Origin of the sequence: Burkholderia sp. AU4i (assembly GCF_000466765.1) — a bacterium.
GTDB classification, from domain to species: Bacteria; Pseudomonadota; Gammaproteobacteria; order Burkholderiales; family Burkholderiaceae; genus Burkholderia; species Burkholderia cepacia.
Genome location: NZ_ASSI01000166.1, coordinates 1 through 16,589, shown reverse-complemented (window position 1 = coordinate 16,589; position 16,589 = coordinate 1). Strand labels below are relative to the sequence as shown.

Annotated in this window: 16 protein-coding genes; 8 read left to right on the top strand and 8 right to left on the bottom strand. The window is 68.9% G+C overall.

All coding sequences use genetic code 11. The annotated features are described in order from the left end of the window. Together L810_RS48170 and L810_RS32385 are read left to right on the top strand one after the other, a co-directional pair. A partial coding sequence (locus L810_RS48170) for a hypothetical protein (protein WP_042977040.1) occupies window positions 1-748 on the top strand: 748 nt, incomplete at its 5' end. A gap of 124 nt (window positions 749-872) precedes the next feature. Continuing rightward, window positions 873-1,493 carry an HAD family hydrolase gene (locus L810_RS32385; protein ID WP_021162444.1) on the top strand — a complete coding sequence of 207 codons (621 nt, stop codon included), beginning with the start codon at window positions 873-875 and terminating at the stop codon, window positions 1,491-1,493. Between the two features lie 23 nt (window positions 1,494-1,516). Here L810_RS32385 and L810_RS32380 read toward each other — a convergent pair whose 3' ends face one another. Next, a complete protein-coding gene (locus tag L810_RS32380; protein WP_021162443.1) occupies window positions 1,517-2,626 on the bottom strand; it encodes a fatty acid desaturase in 1,110 nt (369 codons plus the stop codon). 204 nt (window positions 2,627-2,830) lie between these two features. Here L810_RS32380 and L810_RS32375 point away from each other — a divergent pair, with 204 nt between their 5' ends. Beyond that, the gene (locus tag L810_RS32375) at window positions 2,831-3,868 is read left to right on the top strand and encodes an AraC family transcriptional regulator (protein ID WP_021162442.1); all 1,038 of its coding nucleotides are present in this window, start codon (window positions 2,831-2,833) and stop codon (window positions 3,866-3,868) included. Between the two features lie 61 nt (window positions 3,869-3,929). On the opposite strand, the gene L810_RS32370 is transcribed toward L810_RS32375, so the two are convergent. The 5 genes from L810_RS32370 to cysD all read right to left on the bottom strand — a co-directional run bounded on the left by L810_RS32370 (window position 3,930) and on the right by cysD (window position 10,808). Beyond that, the gene (locus L810_RS32370; protein WP_042977038.1) at window positions 3,930-4,979 is read right to left on the bottom strand and encodes a lactonase family protein; all 1,050 of its coding nucleotides are present in this window, start codon (window positions 4,977-4,979) and stop codon (window positions 3,930-3,932) included. Continuing rightward, entirely contained in the window at window positions 4,966-6,381 is a 1,416-nt protein-coding gene (locus L810_RS32365) for an MFS transporter (protein WP_051392358.1), read from the bottom strand. Before L810_RS32365 ends, L810_RS32370 begins: the two co-directional genes overlap by 14 nt. A 208-nt stretch (window positions 6,382-6,589) precedes the next feature. Then, on the bottom strand, window positions 6,590-7,777 hold the full coding sequence (locus L810_RS32360; protein WP_021162441.1) for a helix-turn-helix transcriptional regulator: 1,188 nt from the start codon (window positions 7,775-7,777) through the stop codon (window positions 6,590-6,592). 137 nt (window positions 7,778-7,914) lie between these two features. Continuing rightward, window positions 7,915-9,828, bottom strand: coding sequence for a sulfate adenylyltransferase subunit CysN (cysN, locus tag L810_RS32355; protein ID WP_021162440.1), 1,914 nt, complete (start codon window positions 9,826-9,828; stop codon window positions 7,915-7,917). Further along, window positions 9,828-10,808, bottom strand: a complete 981-nt coding sequence (cysD, locus tag L810_RS32350) for a sulfate adenylyltransferase subunit CysD (RefSeq protein ID WP_257009011.1) — start codon at window positions 10,806-10,808, stop codon at window positions 9,828-9,830. Before cysD ends, cysN begins: the two co-directional genes overlap by 1 nt. A gap of 130 nt (window positions 10,809-10,938) precedes the next feature. Here cysD and L810_RS32345 point away from each other — a divergent pair, with 130 nt between their 5' ends. The 4 genes from L810_RS32345 to L810_RS32330 are packed head-to-tail and all read left to right on the top strand — an operon-like array spanning window position 10,939 to window position 15,069. Continuing rightward, the gene (locus L810_RS32345; protein WP_021162438.1) at window positions 10,939-12,048 is read left to right on the top strand and encodes a DUF1214 domain-containing protein; all 1,110 of its coding nucleotides are present in this window, start codon (window positions 10,939-10,941) and stop codon (window positions 12,046-12,048) included. Continuing rightward, the gene (locus L810_RS32340; protein ID WP_021162437.1) at window positions 12,045-13,238 is read left to right on the top strand and encodes a sulfotransferase family protein; all 1,194 of its coding nucleotides are present in this window, start codon (window positions 12,045-12,047) and stop codon (window positions 13,236-13,238) included. Before L810_RS32345 ends, L810_RS32340 begins: the two co-directional genes overlap by 4 nt. Window positions 13,239-13,279: 41 nt before the next feature. Next, window positions 13,280-14,071: an SDR family oxidoreductase gene (locus L810_RS32335; protein WP_021162436.1), complete on the top strand. Its 792-nt coding sequence runs from the start codon at window positions 13,280-13,282 to the stop codon at window positions 14,069-14,071. Window positions 14,072-14,088: 17 nt separating this feature from the next. Next, the gene (locus tag L810_RS32330) at window positions 14,089-15,069 is read left to right on the top strand and encodes a hypothetical protein (protein WP_021162435.1); all 981 of its coding nucleotides are present in this window, start codon (window positions 14,089-14,091) and stop codon (window positions 15,067-15,069) included. Window positions 15,070-15,158: 89 nt separating this feature from the next. On the opposite strand, the gene L810_RS32325 is transcribed toward L810_RS32330, so the two are convergent. Together L810_RS32325 and L810_RS32320 are read right to left on the bottom strand one after the other, a co-directional pair. Then, complete coding sequence (locus tag L810_RS32325) at window positions 15,159-15,611, bottom strand: nuclear transport factor 2 family protein (protein ID WP_021162434.1); 453 nt, start codon at window positions 15,609-15,611, stop codon at window positions 15,159-15,161. A gap of 13 nt (window positions 15,612-15,624) precedes the next feature. Beyond that, window positions 15,625-16,104, bottom strand: a complete 480-nt coding sequence (locus L810_RS32320) for an SRPBCC domain-containing protein (protein ID WP_021162433.1) — start codon at window positions 16,102-16,104, stop codon at window positions 15,625-15,627. 318 nt (window positions 16,105-16,422) lie between these two features. Between L810_RS32320 and L810_RS46065 the strand changes: the two genes are divergently transcribed. Beyond that, window positions 16,423-16,589 (top strand): deoxyribodipyrimidine photo-lyase (locus tag L810_RS46065; RefSeq protein ID WP_162175306.1); only part of this gene is annotated, 167 nt, incomplete at its 3' end.

Sequence of the window (16,589 nt, the reverse complement as noted above, 5' to 3'; positions counted from 1 at the left end):
CGAGCGGCCGGCACCGCAGGCGCTCGACTTCGGGCCGGCGCCCGACAGGCCCGTGCGCACCGCGCCGGCCGAGGCGGTCGGCCGCGCGGTGTTCGGCGAGTCGAACCATCCGCAGCTCGAAGCATGCTTCCGCGCCGCGCAGGCCAGCTTCCCGAATCTCTACCCCGACTACGCGCCGCGCATCGAGCGGCACATCCGGCAACTGGTGCCGCTGAAGCTCACGACGGTCGCGACGATCGGCGACGGCGCGCTGGAGGCGGCGGGCAACCTCGTCGAAGCCGTCGCGGCCACCACGCGCGAATTCAACGAACTCGGCGCGGCCGACATGATGGCCGGCATGCTCGCGCAGGCGACGCGCAAGGCCGGCATGTTCGAACGCTGGTTCGGCGGGTCCGCCGGGCATGTCGATTATCGAGCGGCGCTCGGTGCGCTCAAGCAGTCGCTCGGCTTCTTTCCGCGCCGCACCGAGGAACTCGCCGCGAAGGTTCGCCATGCGGAGGAAAATCTCGTGGTCGTGCTCGCGGCGCTGAGCGCGGTGTCGGACGTCGTGCGCGCACCGGACGATGCGGGCGTCGAGCGCACGCTGTTCGACCGCCGCAACATCGTCGGGCAGGCGGTGCAGCAGATCCGCATGCAACCCGCGCAATTGCGCGGGCTCGACGAGCGCGTGACCGATCTGCTGTCGCGCGCCGATCACCTGATGAACGTCGTGCTGCCGGCGGCGCTGGCGGCGCGGCCGCAGCGCTGAGCGAACGGCGCATAGGGCGCGAAGCGCACGAATGCGCGCGCCGCGCCACGTCACGCCATTTAACGTGCACCGGCGCGAGTCTGCTATCTTCCCGGGCATCTCATTGCTTTCCCGCCGATTCTCCATGACCGACCGCATCGTTGCCGCATTCGATTTCGACGGCACCATCACGACGACCGACAGCTTTCGCCATTTCGTCCGCTATGCGGTCGGCACGCCGCGCTTCGCATGGGCCGGGCTGCGTGCATTGCCGTGGATCGTCGCGATGAAGGCCGGGCTGCTGTCGCGTGGCGATGCGAAAGCGAAGTTCGCGTCGTTCGCGTTCGGGCCCGTGCGCGAGGACGCGCTCGATGCGCAGGCACGCACGTTCGTCGACACCTACTTGCCGGGCCTCGTGCGTCCGGAAATGCTCGAACGCATTCGCGAGCACCGGGCACGCGGGCATGAAGTCGTGCTGGTGAGTGCGTCGCCGTCGCTGTACCTGGAGAAGTGGGCGAAGACGGCCGGCTTCGATGCGGTGCTCGCGACGCGGCTCGCGTTCGAGCGCGGCACGTTTGCCGGCCGGCTCGACGGCGAAAACTGCTGGGGGCCGCAGAAGGTCGTGCGGCTGCGCGGGTGGTGGGGCAACCGGCCGCCGAAACAGCTGTTCGCGTACGGCGACAGCCGCGGCGACAAGGAAATGGCCGAGCTCGCGAACTGGTCGTGGATCCGCGGGCAAGGGCCGATGCCGCCGATCGGCGGCTGAGCCGGCGCGGCGCCGGTCTTACATCACGCGTCGGCTTGCGCGTGGCGAGCGCGGCGCGACGGTCGATGCGGGCCCCAGCGATTCGCACGCGCGAAGGTGCCGACGTCGTTGAAGCGCACGCCGACTTCACGCAGCGCCGCATGCGCGGTGCGCGCGGTCAGCTGGCGAATGTAGAACGGGTCGCGCACCACGAAGTGATGGATCGCATGCGTGCTGCCGAAGTTGAAGCAGAACAGCTGGAACGGCAGCATCCACCACGGGTTGAGCACCTGCGTCTGCTGGATCACGTTGCGTGAATCGATATCGCCGAAGTAATGCATGTTCGAGCTGACGAAGTTGATGCAGAAGCTGCGCACGAAGTTCGGCCCGAGCCACACCACGGCCAGGAAATCGACGACGCTCATCACGCGCGCGACGATGGCCGGCACCGTCACCGCGTAGCCGAACGCATGCAGCGCGAACAGGCCGGCGTGATAGACGATGAACGCATGCCACAGCACGTAATACACGTGACCGACCGGCATGTACGACGACACCTGCTCGACGCGCAACTGCAAGCGTTCGGACGGGGCCTGCACCGGCTGAGCGGCCACGTACTGCTTGACCTTGCGGCGCATCGCGGCCGGCCGCAGCACGACGGCGAGCATGCCGTCGGCGATCATCAGCAGGCGCTTCACGCCCCAGCGCTCGCCGTTGGTGATGCCGAATTCCTCGAGATCCGATTCGCCGCCCGACACCTTGTGGTGATGCAGGTGCATGCGCCGCCGCGTCCACGGGTTGATCGTGCCGGGCCGCGTGAGCCAGCACAGCGCCATCATCAGGTGATAGGCCCACGGCGTCTTCTTGAAGTACATCAGGTGGATCAGGTCGTGCTCGAGCTCGTGGATCAGCGACGTGACGAACGCGGCGAGCGGCAGCGCGACGTACCACGCGATCGCCCCGCGCGCATACAGCCAGGCGATCGCGAGCATCGCGCTCACCGACACGGCCATCACGGTCGCGCCGACGAGGTTCTGGTTGTCGAGCAGCGGAAAGCGCGCGCGGATCGCGTCGCTCGCGGCGTTGACCTCGCGGCGGACGTACGCGACCTTGTCCGCGTCGTGGCGAAAGGCGGTTCGTGCGGGTTGGCTCATCGACCGGATTCCTGCGGAAAGAGTGGGGCGTTATGCCGATGTGACAAGCATAGGCGCGCACCGGGCCGCCCGCGAGGGCCGCGGGTGCCAATGGCGGTGTCATTTCGGGCCACGTCGGCCGGCCGGCGCGGCTAGAGTCTCGCCCCGGTGTCATTGCGGGCCAGCGGCGCTACAATCCGCCGAAACCGCTCCGGAGTCCTCCGCATGGCCCTGTCCGTCCCGGATGCCGCGCGCCAGTTGAACAAGGCGACGGTGTCGTCCGCGTATGCGCTGTTCATGCTGATGCTGGCCGAGGAGCGCGGTATCGACGGCGGACGCATTCTCGCGGGCTCGGGTGTCGAGCGCGACCGGCTCGCGCAGCCCGATGCGCGCATCACGCCGCTGCAACAGGCGGCGATCGTGTTCAACCTGCTCGACGCGACGGGCGATCCGTCGATCGCGATCGAGATCGGCCTGCGCAGCAGCCTGACGAAAGCGGGACTGATCGGCTTCGGGCTGATGAGCTGCGCGACGCTCGGCGAGGCGATCTCGCTCGGCATCCGCTACCTGCCGACGCGCGTGCCGTTCTTCTCGGTGCGGCTCGCGCGGCTCGACGGAACCGTCGACATCGACGTGCTCGAAGCGTTTCCGCTCGGCCGGCTGCGGCAGTTCGCGGTCGAGAACTTCCTGGTCGAGACGGCGATCCTGTTCAATTCGCTGCTGTATCCGGTGCCGGGACGCACGTTGCAGTCGCGCGCCGAACTCCATTTCGAATGGCCCGAGCCGCCGTGGTTCGAGCGTTATCGCGCGCGGCTGCCGCGCTGCCATTTCGACGCGAGCGCGAACCGCATCCGTTGCGATGCCGCGCTGCTCGACGAACCGATCGGCACCGCGAACGCGCACACCGCGCAGATGATCGTGCAGCAGTGCGAGGCCGAACTCGCGCGGCTCGGTTATGCGGAAAGCATCGTCGAGCGTGTGCGCAACCTGCTGATCTGCGGCGAGGGCGGCTATCCGGCGGTCGACGACGTCGCGCGCGAGCTGCATGTATCGGCGCGTACGCTCAAGCGCAAGCTCGCCGAATACGGTGCGACCTATTCGACGCTGCTCGACGAGATCCGGTTGCGCGACGCGCTGCGGCTGCTCGAGGGAACGCGGCTGCCGGTGGACGAGATCGCCGCGCGCGTCGGTTATACGGATCGCGCGAACTTCACGCGTGCGTTCAAGCGCTGGACGGGTGTCGCGCCGAGCGAGCGGCGCTGAACGCGGGCATGCGCCGGCCCGCGTGGCGGGACTGCCGCTTCATGCTCCACGTATCCCTTCTTCAGACGATCTCGACCCAGTTCGCGCCGCGGCCGCCCGGCACGCGTGCGTGCGGCGACAGCGCGCCGTCGTCCTGCGAGATCGCATACACCGACACGTATTCCGACTGTTCGCCGCACGCGACGAGCCAGCGCCCCGACGGGTCGATCGCGAACCCGCGCGGCTGCGTCTCGGTGGCCGTTGCGTGCGCGGGCTCGAACGTGCCGTCAGCGGTGCGGCGATAGCAGAGCAGGCGGCTCGACGTGCGTTCGCTGACGTAGGCGAAACGCCCGTCGGGGCTCAGGTGCAGGTCGGCGGCCCAGACGGAGGGCTCGGCGGGCGCGGGCGGCCGCGCATGGCCCGGCGCGAGTTCGGCGACGGCCGGATGGCGCGCACTCACGTGCACCTCGCCGAGCCGGCCGGTGTCGGGGTCGCACGCGAACGTGGCGAGCGTGGCCTGGAATTCGCTGACGACGACGAGCGTTCGGCCGTCGCGCGCGAACTGCAGGTGGCGCGGGCCGAACCCGGCCGGCACGCGCGTTTCGCCGTGTTCGAGCGCGCGCAGGCCGGCCGCGTCCTCGATCAGCGCGAAGCTGAACACGCGATCCGATCCGAGCGAGCTGACATAGGCGAAACGGTTGTCCGGCGACACGATCACCGAGTGCGCGTTCGCGATGCCGCCCACGACCTGCAGCGGCGTGCCGTCGCCGTCGCGCACGCGCGCGGCGTCGTAGAGGCTCAGCGAATTTCCGCCGTACGATGCACCGAGCAGCCAGCGGCCGCTGCGGTCGAGCGACAGGTATGCATGGCTCGCGTCGATCGCGGTCGCGCCGATGCGCACGAGCGCGCCGGTGGCCGGCACGACGCGGAACGCGACGATCGTCGGCTGTTCGCCGCGCGTCGCGACATAGAGCCGCGCGCGGTCGGCCTGCACGGCGATCGGCATCGCGACGTCGGCCGCGGGATAGCGGGCGAGCGGCGCGAGCGTGCCGTCGGCCGCGAGGGAGAACGTGGCGAGGTCGGCGTCGGCGGCGTTCGAGACGACGACGGTCAGGCGGTCAGTGTTCGGCATGGCGGAGTATCGATGCGTTCGTCAGGGCGGTGTCGGCCGGCAGGCCGCGCGGCGGATCGCTGCGCCGGTGCGTGCGCGCGAACAGCGCGGCCACGGCGGCGACGAGCGAAGCGATCGCGAGCGCATACAGCCCGCCCGTGATCGAACCCGTATGTTGCTTCAGATAACCGAAGGCCGTCGGCGCGACGAAGCCGCCGAGGTTGCCGACCGAGTTGATCAGCGCGATCACGGCCGCGGCCACGCGCGTGTCGAGATAGCCCTGCGGGATCGGCCAGAACAGTGACGCCGCGGCCTTGAAGCCGAGTGCGGCGAAGCAGATCGACGCGAACGACCAGGCCGGATCGTGCGACGTCGACGCGAACAGCCCGCACGCGGCGAGCACGAGCGCGAACGCGAGCCAGCGCTGCGGATGTTTCCATTTCGACGACAGCACCGCGAAGCCGTACATCGCGCCGATCGCGATCATCCACGGAATCGTGTTGTACAGGCCGACCTGGAAATCGGTGAGGCCGCCCATCTTGCGGATGATCGTCGGCAGCCAGAACGTCGCCGCGTAGATCGTCAGCTGGATCGAGAAATACAGGAAGCAGAACAGCACGATCTGCGGATCGCGCAGCAGCGCGGTGGCGCGCACCGGCACGTTCGAGCGCACGTCGCGCGTCGCGCGTTCTTCGTCGAGCGCGTTCTGCAGCGCCGTGCGTTCCTCGGCCGTGAGCCACGTCGCGTCGCGGATGTGCGATTTCAGCAGCAGCCAGCTCGCGCCGCACAGCGCGACGGAGAACAGCCCTTCGATCAGGAACATCCACTGCCAGCCTTCGAGGCCGAAGCCGCGGATCGACAGCAGCGCACCGGTGACGGGCCCGGACAGCACCGACGCGAACGCGGAGCCGCCGAGGAAGATCGCCATCGCCTTGCCGCGCTCCTGCGGCGGCAGCCATTGCGACAGGTACAGCACGACGCCGGGAAAGAAACCGGCCTCGGCCGCGCCGAGCAGGAAGCGCAGGGCATAGAACGACGTGTCGTTCCACACGAACGCCATCGCGGCCGCGACGATGCCCCACGTCGCCATGATCCGCGCGAGCCACACGCGGGCGCCGTAGCGTTGCATCAGCAGGTTCGACGGCACCTCGAACAGCGCGTAGCCGACGAAGAACAACCCGGCACCGAGGCCGTACGCGGCCGCGCCGATACCGATCGACGCTTCGAGGTGGCGGTCGACGAAGCCGACGTTCACGCGGTCGATGTAGTTCGCGATGAACATGATCAGCACGAGCGGCAGTACATGCCACTTCACTTTCGAGACGGCGGACGCGAGCGGGTCGCGTCCGGGCAGGGAGGGCGAGGGCGGGTTCAAGCGTGTCTCCAGTCGGGCGGGGCTGTGTAGTATGTCGTCGTATGACATGGTACGCCTGAGTGCCGGTGAAGACGTCGCGGGTTTACCCGGGAATTTCTCAGATATTGGGGAATTTCACGAGATCCGTCGGGCAGTTTTCAATGTCTGATGACATATGACATGAAACGAGTGCGTACCAGTGGCCGGGGTACCCGGTGGTGATTCGCGCGCGTGGTGCGCTCCCCGGCAACCCGTCCGGCGGTTACTCTCGCGGCCGCTACGCCATCGACACGACGCTGTTGAGCAGCGTCTTCACGAGCACGGCCTGCCGCGTTGCGCCCGTTTTCGCGAAGATGCCGCGCAGGTGCGCACGCGCGGTGTTCTTCGTGATGCCGGTCGCGGCGGCAGCCTCGTCGAGCGTCAACCCGTCGACGAGCAGCAGCGCGATTTCGGTTTCCATCGGCGTGAGCCGGAACAGCCGGTGCAGCATGTCGCGCGACGTCTGCGGCGACGACACGGGATCGCGCACGAACACCGCGACGGCCGGCCGGTGCCGGCGGTCCTCGGCACCGCGGTAGGGCGCGAGCGGGCGCAGCAGCACGCTCAACGGCATCGCGCCGCCGGGGCGCGACAGCGTGGTGGCTTCGATGCGGGCGAGCGCGCCCGCGCGGAAATGCTCGAGCGCGGCCTGCAACGCCTTCTGCAGCCGGCGCTCGTCGAGCGGGCACGAGGCGTGGAGCCGCTCGTGGCGCACGCACAGCCCGTCCTGCTGCTCGATCAGCCGCTCGGCGATGCGGTTGCGCTTGATCACGCGGCCGTCCTCGTCGACGATCGCGGTGCCGACATCGAGCCGGTCGACGGTGCCCGCGTACAGCGCGCGTTCGGCGTCGAGCACGTCGAACGCCGCGTGCAGTTCGACTGCCCGCTGCAGGTGCGGCAGCAGCGTCGCGACCTGCGCGCGTTCGGCCGCGTCGAAGTCCCGCCCGCCGTGCGCGCGGCTCACGAAGAACGCGCATTCGACGCCGCGTTCGCCGCGCAGGTTCGCGCCGAGGATGTAGCGCAGGTCGAGCGGCTGTAGATACTGTCGGTAGAAATCGTGCGCGCGCCACGCGGTTTCGCCGAACAGCCGGTCGGCCGTGAAGACCTGGCCGGGCGGCTGATCGAGAAACGGGCACAGCGCATAGAACTGCTCGCTGTACGACGGCTCGCCGGGCAGCAGCGGGCCGTGCGCCGACGCGTTGATGATGAGCCCGTGCCGTGCGCCGCCCGGGTTGCGCAGCACCAGTGTCGTGAAGCGCGCGTCGAGCCGCACGCGGACCGCTTCGAGGAAGCCGGCCCACGGGGTCGCTTCCGACGGGCCCTGATAGACGAGCCCGAGCCACGCGCTGAGTTCGCGCGCCGTCCACGCCGCGTCGTCGAAGCCGTCGTGCGCGGCCGGATCGCCGGGTGCCAGCGCGATGGGCATGCTCGTGTTCTCCTGGATCGGGGGTAGGGTTCCCGAGCCAGCATACCGGCCGCCCGGCGGCCCGCGTCGTCCGAACGGAGGAGGCGGCGCGCCCGGGCGGGCAGGCGGGCAGCCGCCGGGCTGCCCGCCTGCGGCGCCTACGCCGCGCGCTCGCGCAGCAGGTAAGCGACGATGCGCCCGGCCGCTTCGTCAGGGGACTCGGCGACCGTATCGACGCGCAGTTCGGGCCGCGCGGGCGGCTCGTACGGCGAATCGATGCCCGTGAAATGCTTCAGCTCGCCGCGCCGCGCCTTCTTGTACAGGCCCTTCGGGTCGCGCTCCTCGGCGACCGCGAGCGGCGTGTCGACGAACACCTCGACGAACTCGTCGGGGCCGGCGAGCGCACGCGCCATCTCGCGTTCCGAGCGGAACGGCGAGATGAACGACACGAGCGTGATGAGCCCCGCGTCGAGCATCAGCCGCGCGACTTCGGCGACGCGCCGGATGTTCTCCACGCGATCGGCCTCGGTGAAGCCGAGATCGCGATTGAGCCCGTGCCGCACGTTGTCGCCGTCGAGCAGGTACGTGTGCTTGCCGAGCGCGTGCAGCCGCTTCTCGACGAGGTTCGCGATCGTCGATTTGCCGGCGCCCGACAGCCCCGTCAGCCACACGATGCGCGGCGTCTGCGCTTTCTGCGCGGCACGCGCGGCGCGGTCGACGTCGACGGCCTGCCAGTGCACGTTGTGCGCGCGGCGCAGCGCGAAGTGCAGCATCCCGGCACCAACCGTGTCGTTGGTGAAGCGGTCGATCACGATGAAGCCGCCCGTGTGGCGGTTGCGGTCGTACGGATCGAACGCCACGGGCCGGTCGAAGCTCAGGTTGCACACGCCGATTTCGTTGAGCGCGAGCGTGCGCGCCGCGAGATGCTCGCGCGTGTTCACGTCGACCTTGTACTTCGGCGTCGCGCAGGTCGCGCCGACCGTCTGCGTGCCGAGTTTCACGAGATACGGGCGGCCGGGCAGCAGCGGCGCGTCGTGCATCCACACGAGCGTCGCCTCGAACTGGTCGGCCACCTCGGGCGGCGCATCCGCGCGCGCGATCATGTCGCCGCGGCTGATGTCGATCTCGTCGGCGAGCGTGAGCGTCACCGCGTCGCCGGCGTGCGCGATGTCGCTTTCGCCGCGTTGCGTGATCAGCGATGCGACGCGGCTCTCCTTGCCGGACGGCAGCACGCGCACGCGCTCGCCGACGCGAATCTCGCCCGATGCGATGCTGCCCGCGTAGCCGCGGAAATTCAGGTGCGGGCGGTTGACCCACTGCACCGGCAGCCGGAACGGCTCGTCGCGCGTCACGCGCGCGGCGAGCGGCAGCGTGTCGAGATGCTGCATCAGCGTCGGGCCCGCGTACCACGGCATCCGCGTGCCCGGCGCGATCACGTTGTCGCCGCGCAGCGCCGACATCGGGATGCTGACGATCTCCGCCAGCCCGAGCTCGGCCGCGAACGCGCGATAGTCGGCGTCGATGCGCTCGAACACGGCCCGGTCGTAGTCGACCAGGTCCATCTTGTTGATCGCGAGCACCACGCGCCTGATGCCGATCAGCGCGACGAGATGGCTATGACGGCGCGTCTGCGTGAGCACGCCCTTGCGCGCGTCGATCAGGATCACGGCGAGATCGGCGGTCGACGCGCCGGTGATCATGTTGCGCGTGTACTGCTCGTGGCCGGGCGTGTCCGCGACGATGAACTTGCGGCGCGCGGTCGCGAAGAAGCGGTACGCGACGTCGATCGTGATCCCTTGTTCGCGCTCGGCCGACAGGCCGTCGACGAGCAGCGCGAAATCGAGCTCGCCGCCCTGCGTGCCGACCTTCTTCGAATCGGCTTCGAGCTGCGTGAGCTGGTCGTCGAACAGCATGTTCGATTCGTAGAGCAGGCGGCCGATCAGCGTGCTCTTGCCGTCGTCGACGCTGCCGCACGTGATGAAGCGCAGCAGGTCCTTCGTCTGCGCATCGTCGGCGTGCATGTTGGGCGTCGCGTGTGCGTGTGCCTCGGGCGCGGTGAGAACGTGTGCCATCAGAAATATCCCTCCTGTTTCTTCTTCTCCATCGAGCCGGCCGAATCGCTGTCGATCAGGCGTCCTTGTCGTTCCGACGTGCGCGTCTCGCGCATTTCCCGAAGGATGTCGTCGAGCGAGCTCGCATCGCTGTCGATCGCGCCCGTCAGCGGATAACAGCCGAGCGTGCGAAAGCGCACCTTGCGCATCTGCGGCACTTCGCCTTGGCGCAGCGGCAGGCGTTCGTCGTCGACCATGATCAGCGTGCCGTCGCGTTCGACGACGGGCCGCTCCTTCGCGAAGTAGAGCGGCACGATCGGGATGTCGTGAAGCTGGATGTACTGCCAGATGTCGAGCTCGGTCCAGTTCGAGATCGGGAACACGCGCAGGCTTTCGCCCTTGCGCTTGCGCGCGTTGTACAGCGACCAGAGTTCGGGGCGCTGGCGCTTCGGGTCCCAGCGGTGCTGCTCGGAGCGCAGCGACACGATGCGTTCCTTCGCGCGCGATTTCTCCTCGTCACGGCGCGCACCGCCGAACGCGGCATCGAAGCCGTAATGATCGAGCGCCTGCTTGAGCCCCTGCGTCTTCCACACGTCGGTGTGCATGGCCGAGCCGTGCGCGAACGGATTGATGTCGTTCGCGAGGCCGTCGGGGTTCACGTGCACGCGCAGGTCGAGGCCGAGGCGCGCGGCCGTCTCGTCGCGAAACGCGATCATCTCGCGGAATTTCCACGTCGTATCGACGTGCAGCAGCGGAAAGGGCGGCTTCGCCGGGTAGAACGCCTTCATCGCGAGATGCAGCATGACCGAGCTGTCCTTGCCGATCGAATACAGCATCACCGGGTTCTCGCTCTCGGCCACCACCTCGCGCATGATGTGGATGCTTTCGGCCTCCAGTCGCTCCAAGTGGGTCAACATCGTTCGTCTCCTTGTTTCATGCCGGCGCCGCGCGACATGTGCGGCGTTTCGTGCATGACGCCAACGGTATCGAGCGAGCGGCATGCCGCTCTTCGTCCGGGTGGACTAAACCGCGGCACGGCGGTGGAGCGGATCTTTCCTTAGTCCACCCGGACGAAGAGGTGCGCGACGCCGGCGCTTAAGGTGAGCGCTCGACCATCGGCGGAGACGACACATGACGGACGACACACGTGCCACGCAACTGCTTTCGGGCCAGACCTGGGCCGATTTCTGCGACACCCTGAAACGCAGCGGCGAGCAGATCCTGCGCGCCGAGGCGCCGGACGATCCACTGACACGCGCGGAAGGCTTCCGTTACCTGAGCCGGCTGATGCGCATCGCGCTCGAAATGCACGTCGAATTCGCGGACGGCGCGTGGCCCGGCTTTTTCTCGCCGTCGCACGAGACCGCGAAGATCGGCGCCGACAATCCCGACAACCTGTACCAGTACGCGCGGCTCGACGGCCGTTGCGAATACCGCGTGACGGGGCGGCGCGGCACGGTGGCCTACCTGAGCTTCGGCACGCAGAAGGGCGGCTACGAGACCGACGGCAAGATGCTGCAGACGGGCTTTCTCGATGCGAAGCAGCTCGAGATCGCACCGGACGGCAGCTTCGAGATCGTGCTCGGCGAGACACCGCGCGCGGGCAACTGGGTACGCATGGAGCCCGGCACCAACGCGTTGCTGGTGCGCCAGACATTCCTCGACCGGCGCACGGAGACGCCCGCGCAACTGAAGATCGAACGCATCGGCGCGCACGACCGCCCGGCGCCGCTCGATCCGCTCGTGCTGCAGGGCGGCCTCACGCGTGCCGCGCAGTTCGTCGAGCAGACGGCGAAGCTGTTCGCCGACTGGGCCGCGGGCTACCGGTCGCACGTGAACGCGCTGCCGCCCGCCGACCAGGCGCTGTGCCAGTCGGTCGGCGGCGACCCGAACATCTACTACTACCACTCGTGCTGGGAGCTGGCCGACGACGAGGCGCTCGTGATCGACGTCGACACGGTGCCCGACTGCGATTTCTGGAACGTGCAGCTCAACAACTACTGGATGGAGTCGCTCGATTACCGGCACTTCGATATCTGCGTGAACAAGCACGGCGCACGCCGGAATGCGGATGGTGGCGTGACGGTGGTCGTCGCGGCCGCGCGGCCGGGCGACGCGAACTGGCTCGATACGGCCGGGCATCGCACCGGCACGATCTGCTGGCGCTGGGTCGGCGCCGCGCAGCCGGTGCATCCGCGCACGCGGGTCGTGAAGCTCGCCGCGCTGAAGGAGGCCGCATGAACGCGCCGATCGACCTGGTCCGCTCGCAGCTCGATGCCGGCGGATTGCTCGCCGAGGCCGTGTCGCGCACGGGCGGGCTCACCGCGTTCGGCGACGGACCGTATCGCGAGGCGCTCGACGTGATGTGCGCGTCGCTGATCGACGAAGCTGGGCTGTCCGAACGCGGCGCGGCGATGATGCGCGAGAAGCTCGTCGGGCAACTCGTGAACCGGCTCGTCGTCGAGGATTACTTCCGGCGCCATCCGGAAATCGCGGACATCGCGATCGACGATCCGCTCGTGATCGTCGGCCTGCCGCGCACGGGCACGACGCTGCTGCAGCGGCTGCTGGCCGTCGATCCGCGCTTCCATACTGCCGCGTGGTGGGAGACCCGCTACCCGGCGCCGCTCGCGGGCGAGACGCTGGCCGAGCCGGCGGTGCGCATTGCCCGCGCGCAGGCCGAAGTCGCGACGATGATCGACTGCATTCCGCAGATCCTGACGATTCATCCGCTCGACGCGATGCTCGCCGACGAGGAGTTCATGCTGATGGAGCACTCGTTCGTGTGCGCGATGGACTCGTACGCCAACGTGCCGCGCTATACGGCGTGGCTCGCGTGGCAGGATCTCACGCCGGTCTATACGTACCTGAAGCGGATGCTGCAGTTCCTGCAATGGCAGAAGGCGCGGCGCGGCGTCGCGCCGGCCACGCGCTGGCTGCTGAAGACGCCGCAGCACCTGCATGCGCTCGACGTGCTGTGCCGTGTGTTCCCGCGCGCGCAGGTCGTGCTCACGCACCGCGACCCGGCGCAGACGATTCCGTCGATGGCCAGCATGGCGCACACGCTGTGGCAGATGTATGCGGACGATCCCGATCCGCTTGCCGTCGGCGCGCAGTGGAACGCCGGAATGGCACGCGCGATCGGCGCCGCGATGGCCGCGCGCGATGCGCTGCCGGCCGGCCGCTTCCTCGACGTGCGTTTCGAGGACACGGTGTCGAATCCGCTCGGCGTGGCAGAGGCCGTGTACGCGTTTGCCGGCATGCCGCTCGATGCGCGGCGGCGCACGGCGATGGCCGACTGGATGGCGCGCAACGGCCGCGACAAGCGTGCCGCGCACGACTATTCGATCGCGCGCTTCGGCTTCACCGATGCGCAGCTCGCGCGCGACTTCGCCGCGTATCGCGCGCGGCACCTGCGGGCGGCCGGCTGACGGCCGGGCTCGCGACACCAACGACAACCAGGAGACAAGCCATGTTGCTGAAGGACAAGATCGTCGTGATTTCCGGGATCGGGCCGGGGCTCGGCGTGAAGCTCGCCGTCGAGGCCGCGCGCGAGGGCGCGTGCGGCGTGGTCGTCGCGGCGCGCACGACGGAAAAGCTCGACGACGCCGAAACGCGGATCCGTGCACTCGGCGTCGATTGCGACGTGCTGAAGGTGAAGACCGACATCACCGATCGTGCGCAATGCCGGCAGCTCGCGACGCAGGCCGTCGAGCGCTTCGGCCGGATCGATGCGCTCGTGAACAGCGCATTCGTGCACGGCAGGTTTCCCGAACCGGTGGAGGATGCCGACCTCGACGGCTGGCGCGCGGTGTTCGACACCAACGTGTTCGGCACGATGGCGCTTACGCAGGAAGTCGTGCCGCACATGAAGCGGCACAAGCGCGGCGCGATCGTGATGATCAACACGCAGGCGACCCGCAAGCCGTTTGCAGGGGAAGGCGGCTACGCTGTATCGAAGGGAGCGCTCGCCGTTGCGGCAAAATACCTGGCGCGCGAACTCGGCGTGCACGGCATTCGCGCGAACAGCATCCACATGGGGTGGATGTGGGGCGTGCCGACCCGGACGTATTTCCGGCAGGCGGCGGCCGAATACGGGATGACGGAAGAGCAGGTGATCGCGCCGGTCGCGTCGAACATCGCGCTCGCGAAGCTGCCGACCGACGACGACTGCGCGCGCGCGGCGCTGTTCCTCGCGTCGGACTACGCGAACGCGGTGACGGGCGCGACGCTCGACGCGAATGGCGGCGATTTCATGCCCTGACGACGGAGCAAAGGATCATGCAGGACAACCACGACGAACGACACTTCCTTGCGTTCAACGGCGACGCGGACGGCCTGTGCGCGCTTCAGCAACTGCGGCTCGCGGAGGGCGTGCGCGGCACGCTCGTGACCGGCGTGAAGCGCGACATCAAGCTGCTCGAGCGGATCGACGCGCGCGCGGGCGACATCGTCACCGTGCTCGACGTGTCGCACGACCAGAATCGCGATGCCTGCGCGCGGCTGCTGCGCGACGGCGCGACGGTCCGCTATTTCGACCATCACTTCGCGGGCGAGCTGCCCGACGATCCGCGCTTCGACGCGCATATCGACACGGCGGCCGACGTCTGCACGAGCGCGATCGTGAACCGTTATCTCGGCGGCCGGCACGTGCGCTGGGCGATCGTCGCGGCATTCGGCGACGAGTTGCCGGCGCTCGGCGGCGCGCTCGCGCGCGAGCACGGGATCGACGACGCGGAGCGCGACACGCTCGCCGAACTGGGCCTCTACCTGAACTACAACGCGTACGGCGAGTGTGTCGGCGATCTGCATTTCGACCCGGCGGCACTTGCCGACGCGATGCTGCCGTGCGTCGACCCGCTCGAGTTCGTGCGCGAGACCGCCGTGTTTGCCGCGCTGCGCGACGGCTATCGCGACGACATGGCACGGGCGTGCGCACTCGCGCCGCTGCGCGAGGTGCCCGGCGCGACGCTGGTCCGGATGCCCGATCATCCATGGGCGCGGCGCGCGACGGGCATGCTCGCGAACGAGCGGATGCGCAACGCGCCGCATGCGGCGCTCGCGGTGTTGTCGCCGCGCGCGGACGGCGGGCTCGTCGTCAGCGTGCGCGTGCCCGACGGCCGGCCGCTCGGCGCCGACGAGTTCTGTCGCGGTTTTCCGACCGGCGGCGGGCGCAAGCGCGCGGGCGGCATCAATCATCTGCCGGAAACCGAGTTCGACGCGTTCGCCGAGCGGTTCGAGGCGGCGTTCCGGCTCGATTGACGCTACGGCCCGCGACGCGCACGCCGTGCATCCCGCGCACGGCGTGCGCATCGCGGGCGGCGGATCGCGGCCGGCGGGTTGCGGCGCGATCAACCCGTCGCGCCCGCGAGCGCGGCCGGCACGTTGTGGCCGTAGCAGCGCTCCTCGACACGCTCGACGATGCGCCAGCCGAGCGCGGTACGCGCGAACCGGTCGACGTACCACAGCCCGAGAAACATCACCTGCGTGCCGCCGTCCGGCAGCGCCACTTCCATCGGATTGAAGCAGATCGTGCGGCCGCGCGCGGTGTCGCCGTCGAGCCGGATCGACAGGTTGCCGACCAGGTGCTGGTACTGCGGAAACCGCGGCAGCACGGTGCGCAGCCACGCCTTCACGTCCGGATAACGGCCCGCGATGCCGCCCATCGCGCGATAGTCGATCGCCGCGTCGGGCGTGAATACCGCGTCGAGCGCGTCGAAGTCGCGCGCGTCGATCGCGGTTGAATACGCGACGATCAGCTCGCGGATGTCGTGATGGTCGGACAGCGTTTGCAGATCGGGCATCGGCGGCTCCCGGTCACGCGCCGTTGCGCCGGCGTGCCGCATGGAGCGCTTCGGCGCGCCGCTTCACGTCGCGCGCGCATTGGTCGAAACCCTGTTTCACCCAAGCACCGTGGTTCTGCATGATCGTGTCCGCGTTGATGCCGAGGAACTGGTCGGTCGTGAAATAACGGCAGCGTTCCGCGCCGATCGCGTCGATGTACTGGTCGCGGCGCGCGGCGTCCTTGTTGTCGTCGGTCGGGCGCTGCTCCCACGACAGCAGGCGTTCCGGTTCGCACGCGACGAGGATCTCGTCGACGGGAATCACGGTTTCCGCGCCGGGAATCCGCACCTGCATGTGCACGAAATCGCCGAGCCTGCCGGTCGTTTCGAAGCCGACGCAGAACGTGTTCCATTCGCCGTAGCGCGGGAAGTCGGTCAGCACTTCCCATACGACGGAGGCCGGTGCGTCGATGTCGACGGTGATCGAGGTGACGAGATTCGAGGGTTTGGTCATGGCGGCGTATCGGGTGAGTAGGGGGGTGAATTGGGGGTGAGTATCGGGTGAGGCCGCGCGCCCGGCCGGGCGCCGCAGCAGTCGGAAAGGTCCGCGCCGGCATCGGCCGGCAGGTGCCGTGCGGCGTACCCGACATCGAGCGTAGGCCGGCGCATGCGGAGAAGAATCGTCGGAATGGACTAAGGCGTTTCACCGGGGGCGGCAGGGGGAGCGCGACGGCCGTGACCGTCGTCGATCCGCCGGCGTGCCGAACATCGACACCGCGCGGCACAGCCGCGACAATACGCGTCTCTTCCTGCTTTCGTCATCGAGGTGCCCGTGTCCGCCAAGTCGTCCGTTGCTCCCGCGATCGTCTGGTTCCGCGACGATCTGCGCGTGACCGATCAGCCCGCGCTGACGCGCGCGGTGGCGTCGGGCCGGCCGCTCGTGTGCGTATTCGTCGACGACACGGGCGCCGCCGCCGGGCGTGCGCCCGGCGGCGCGGC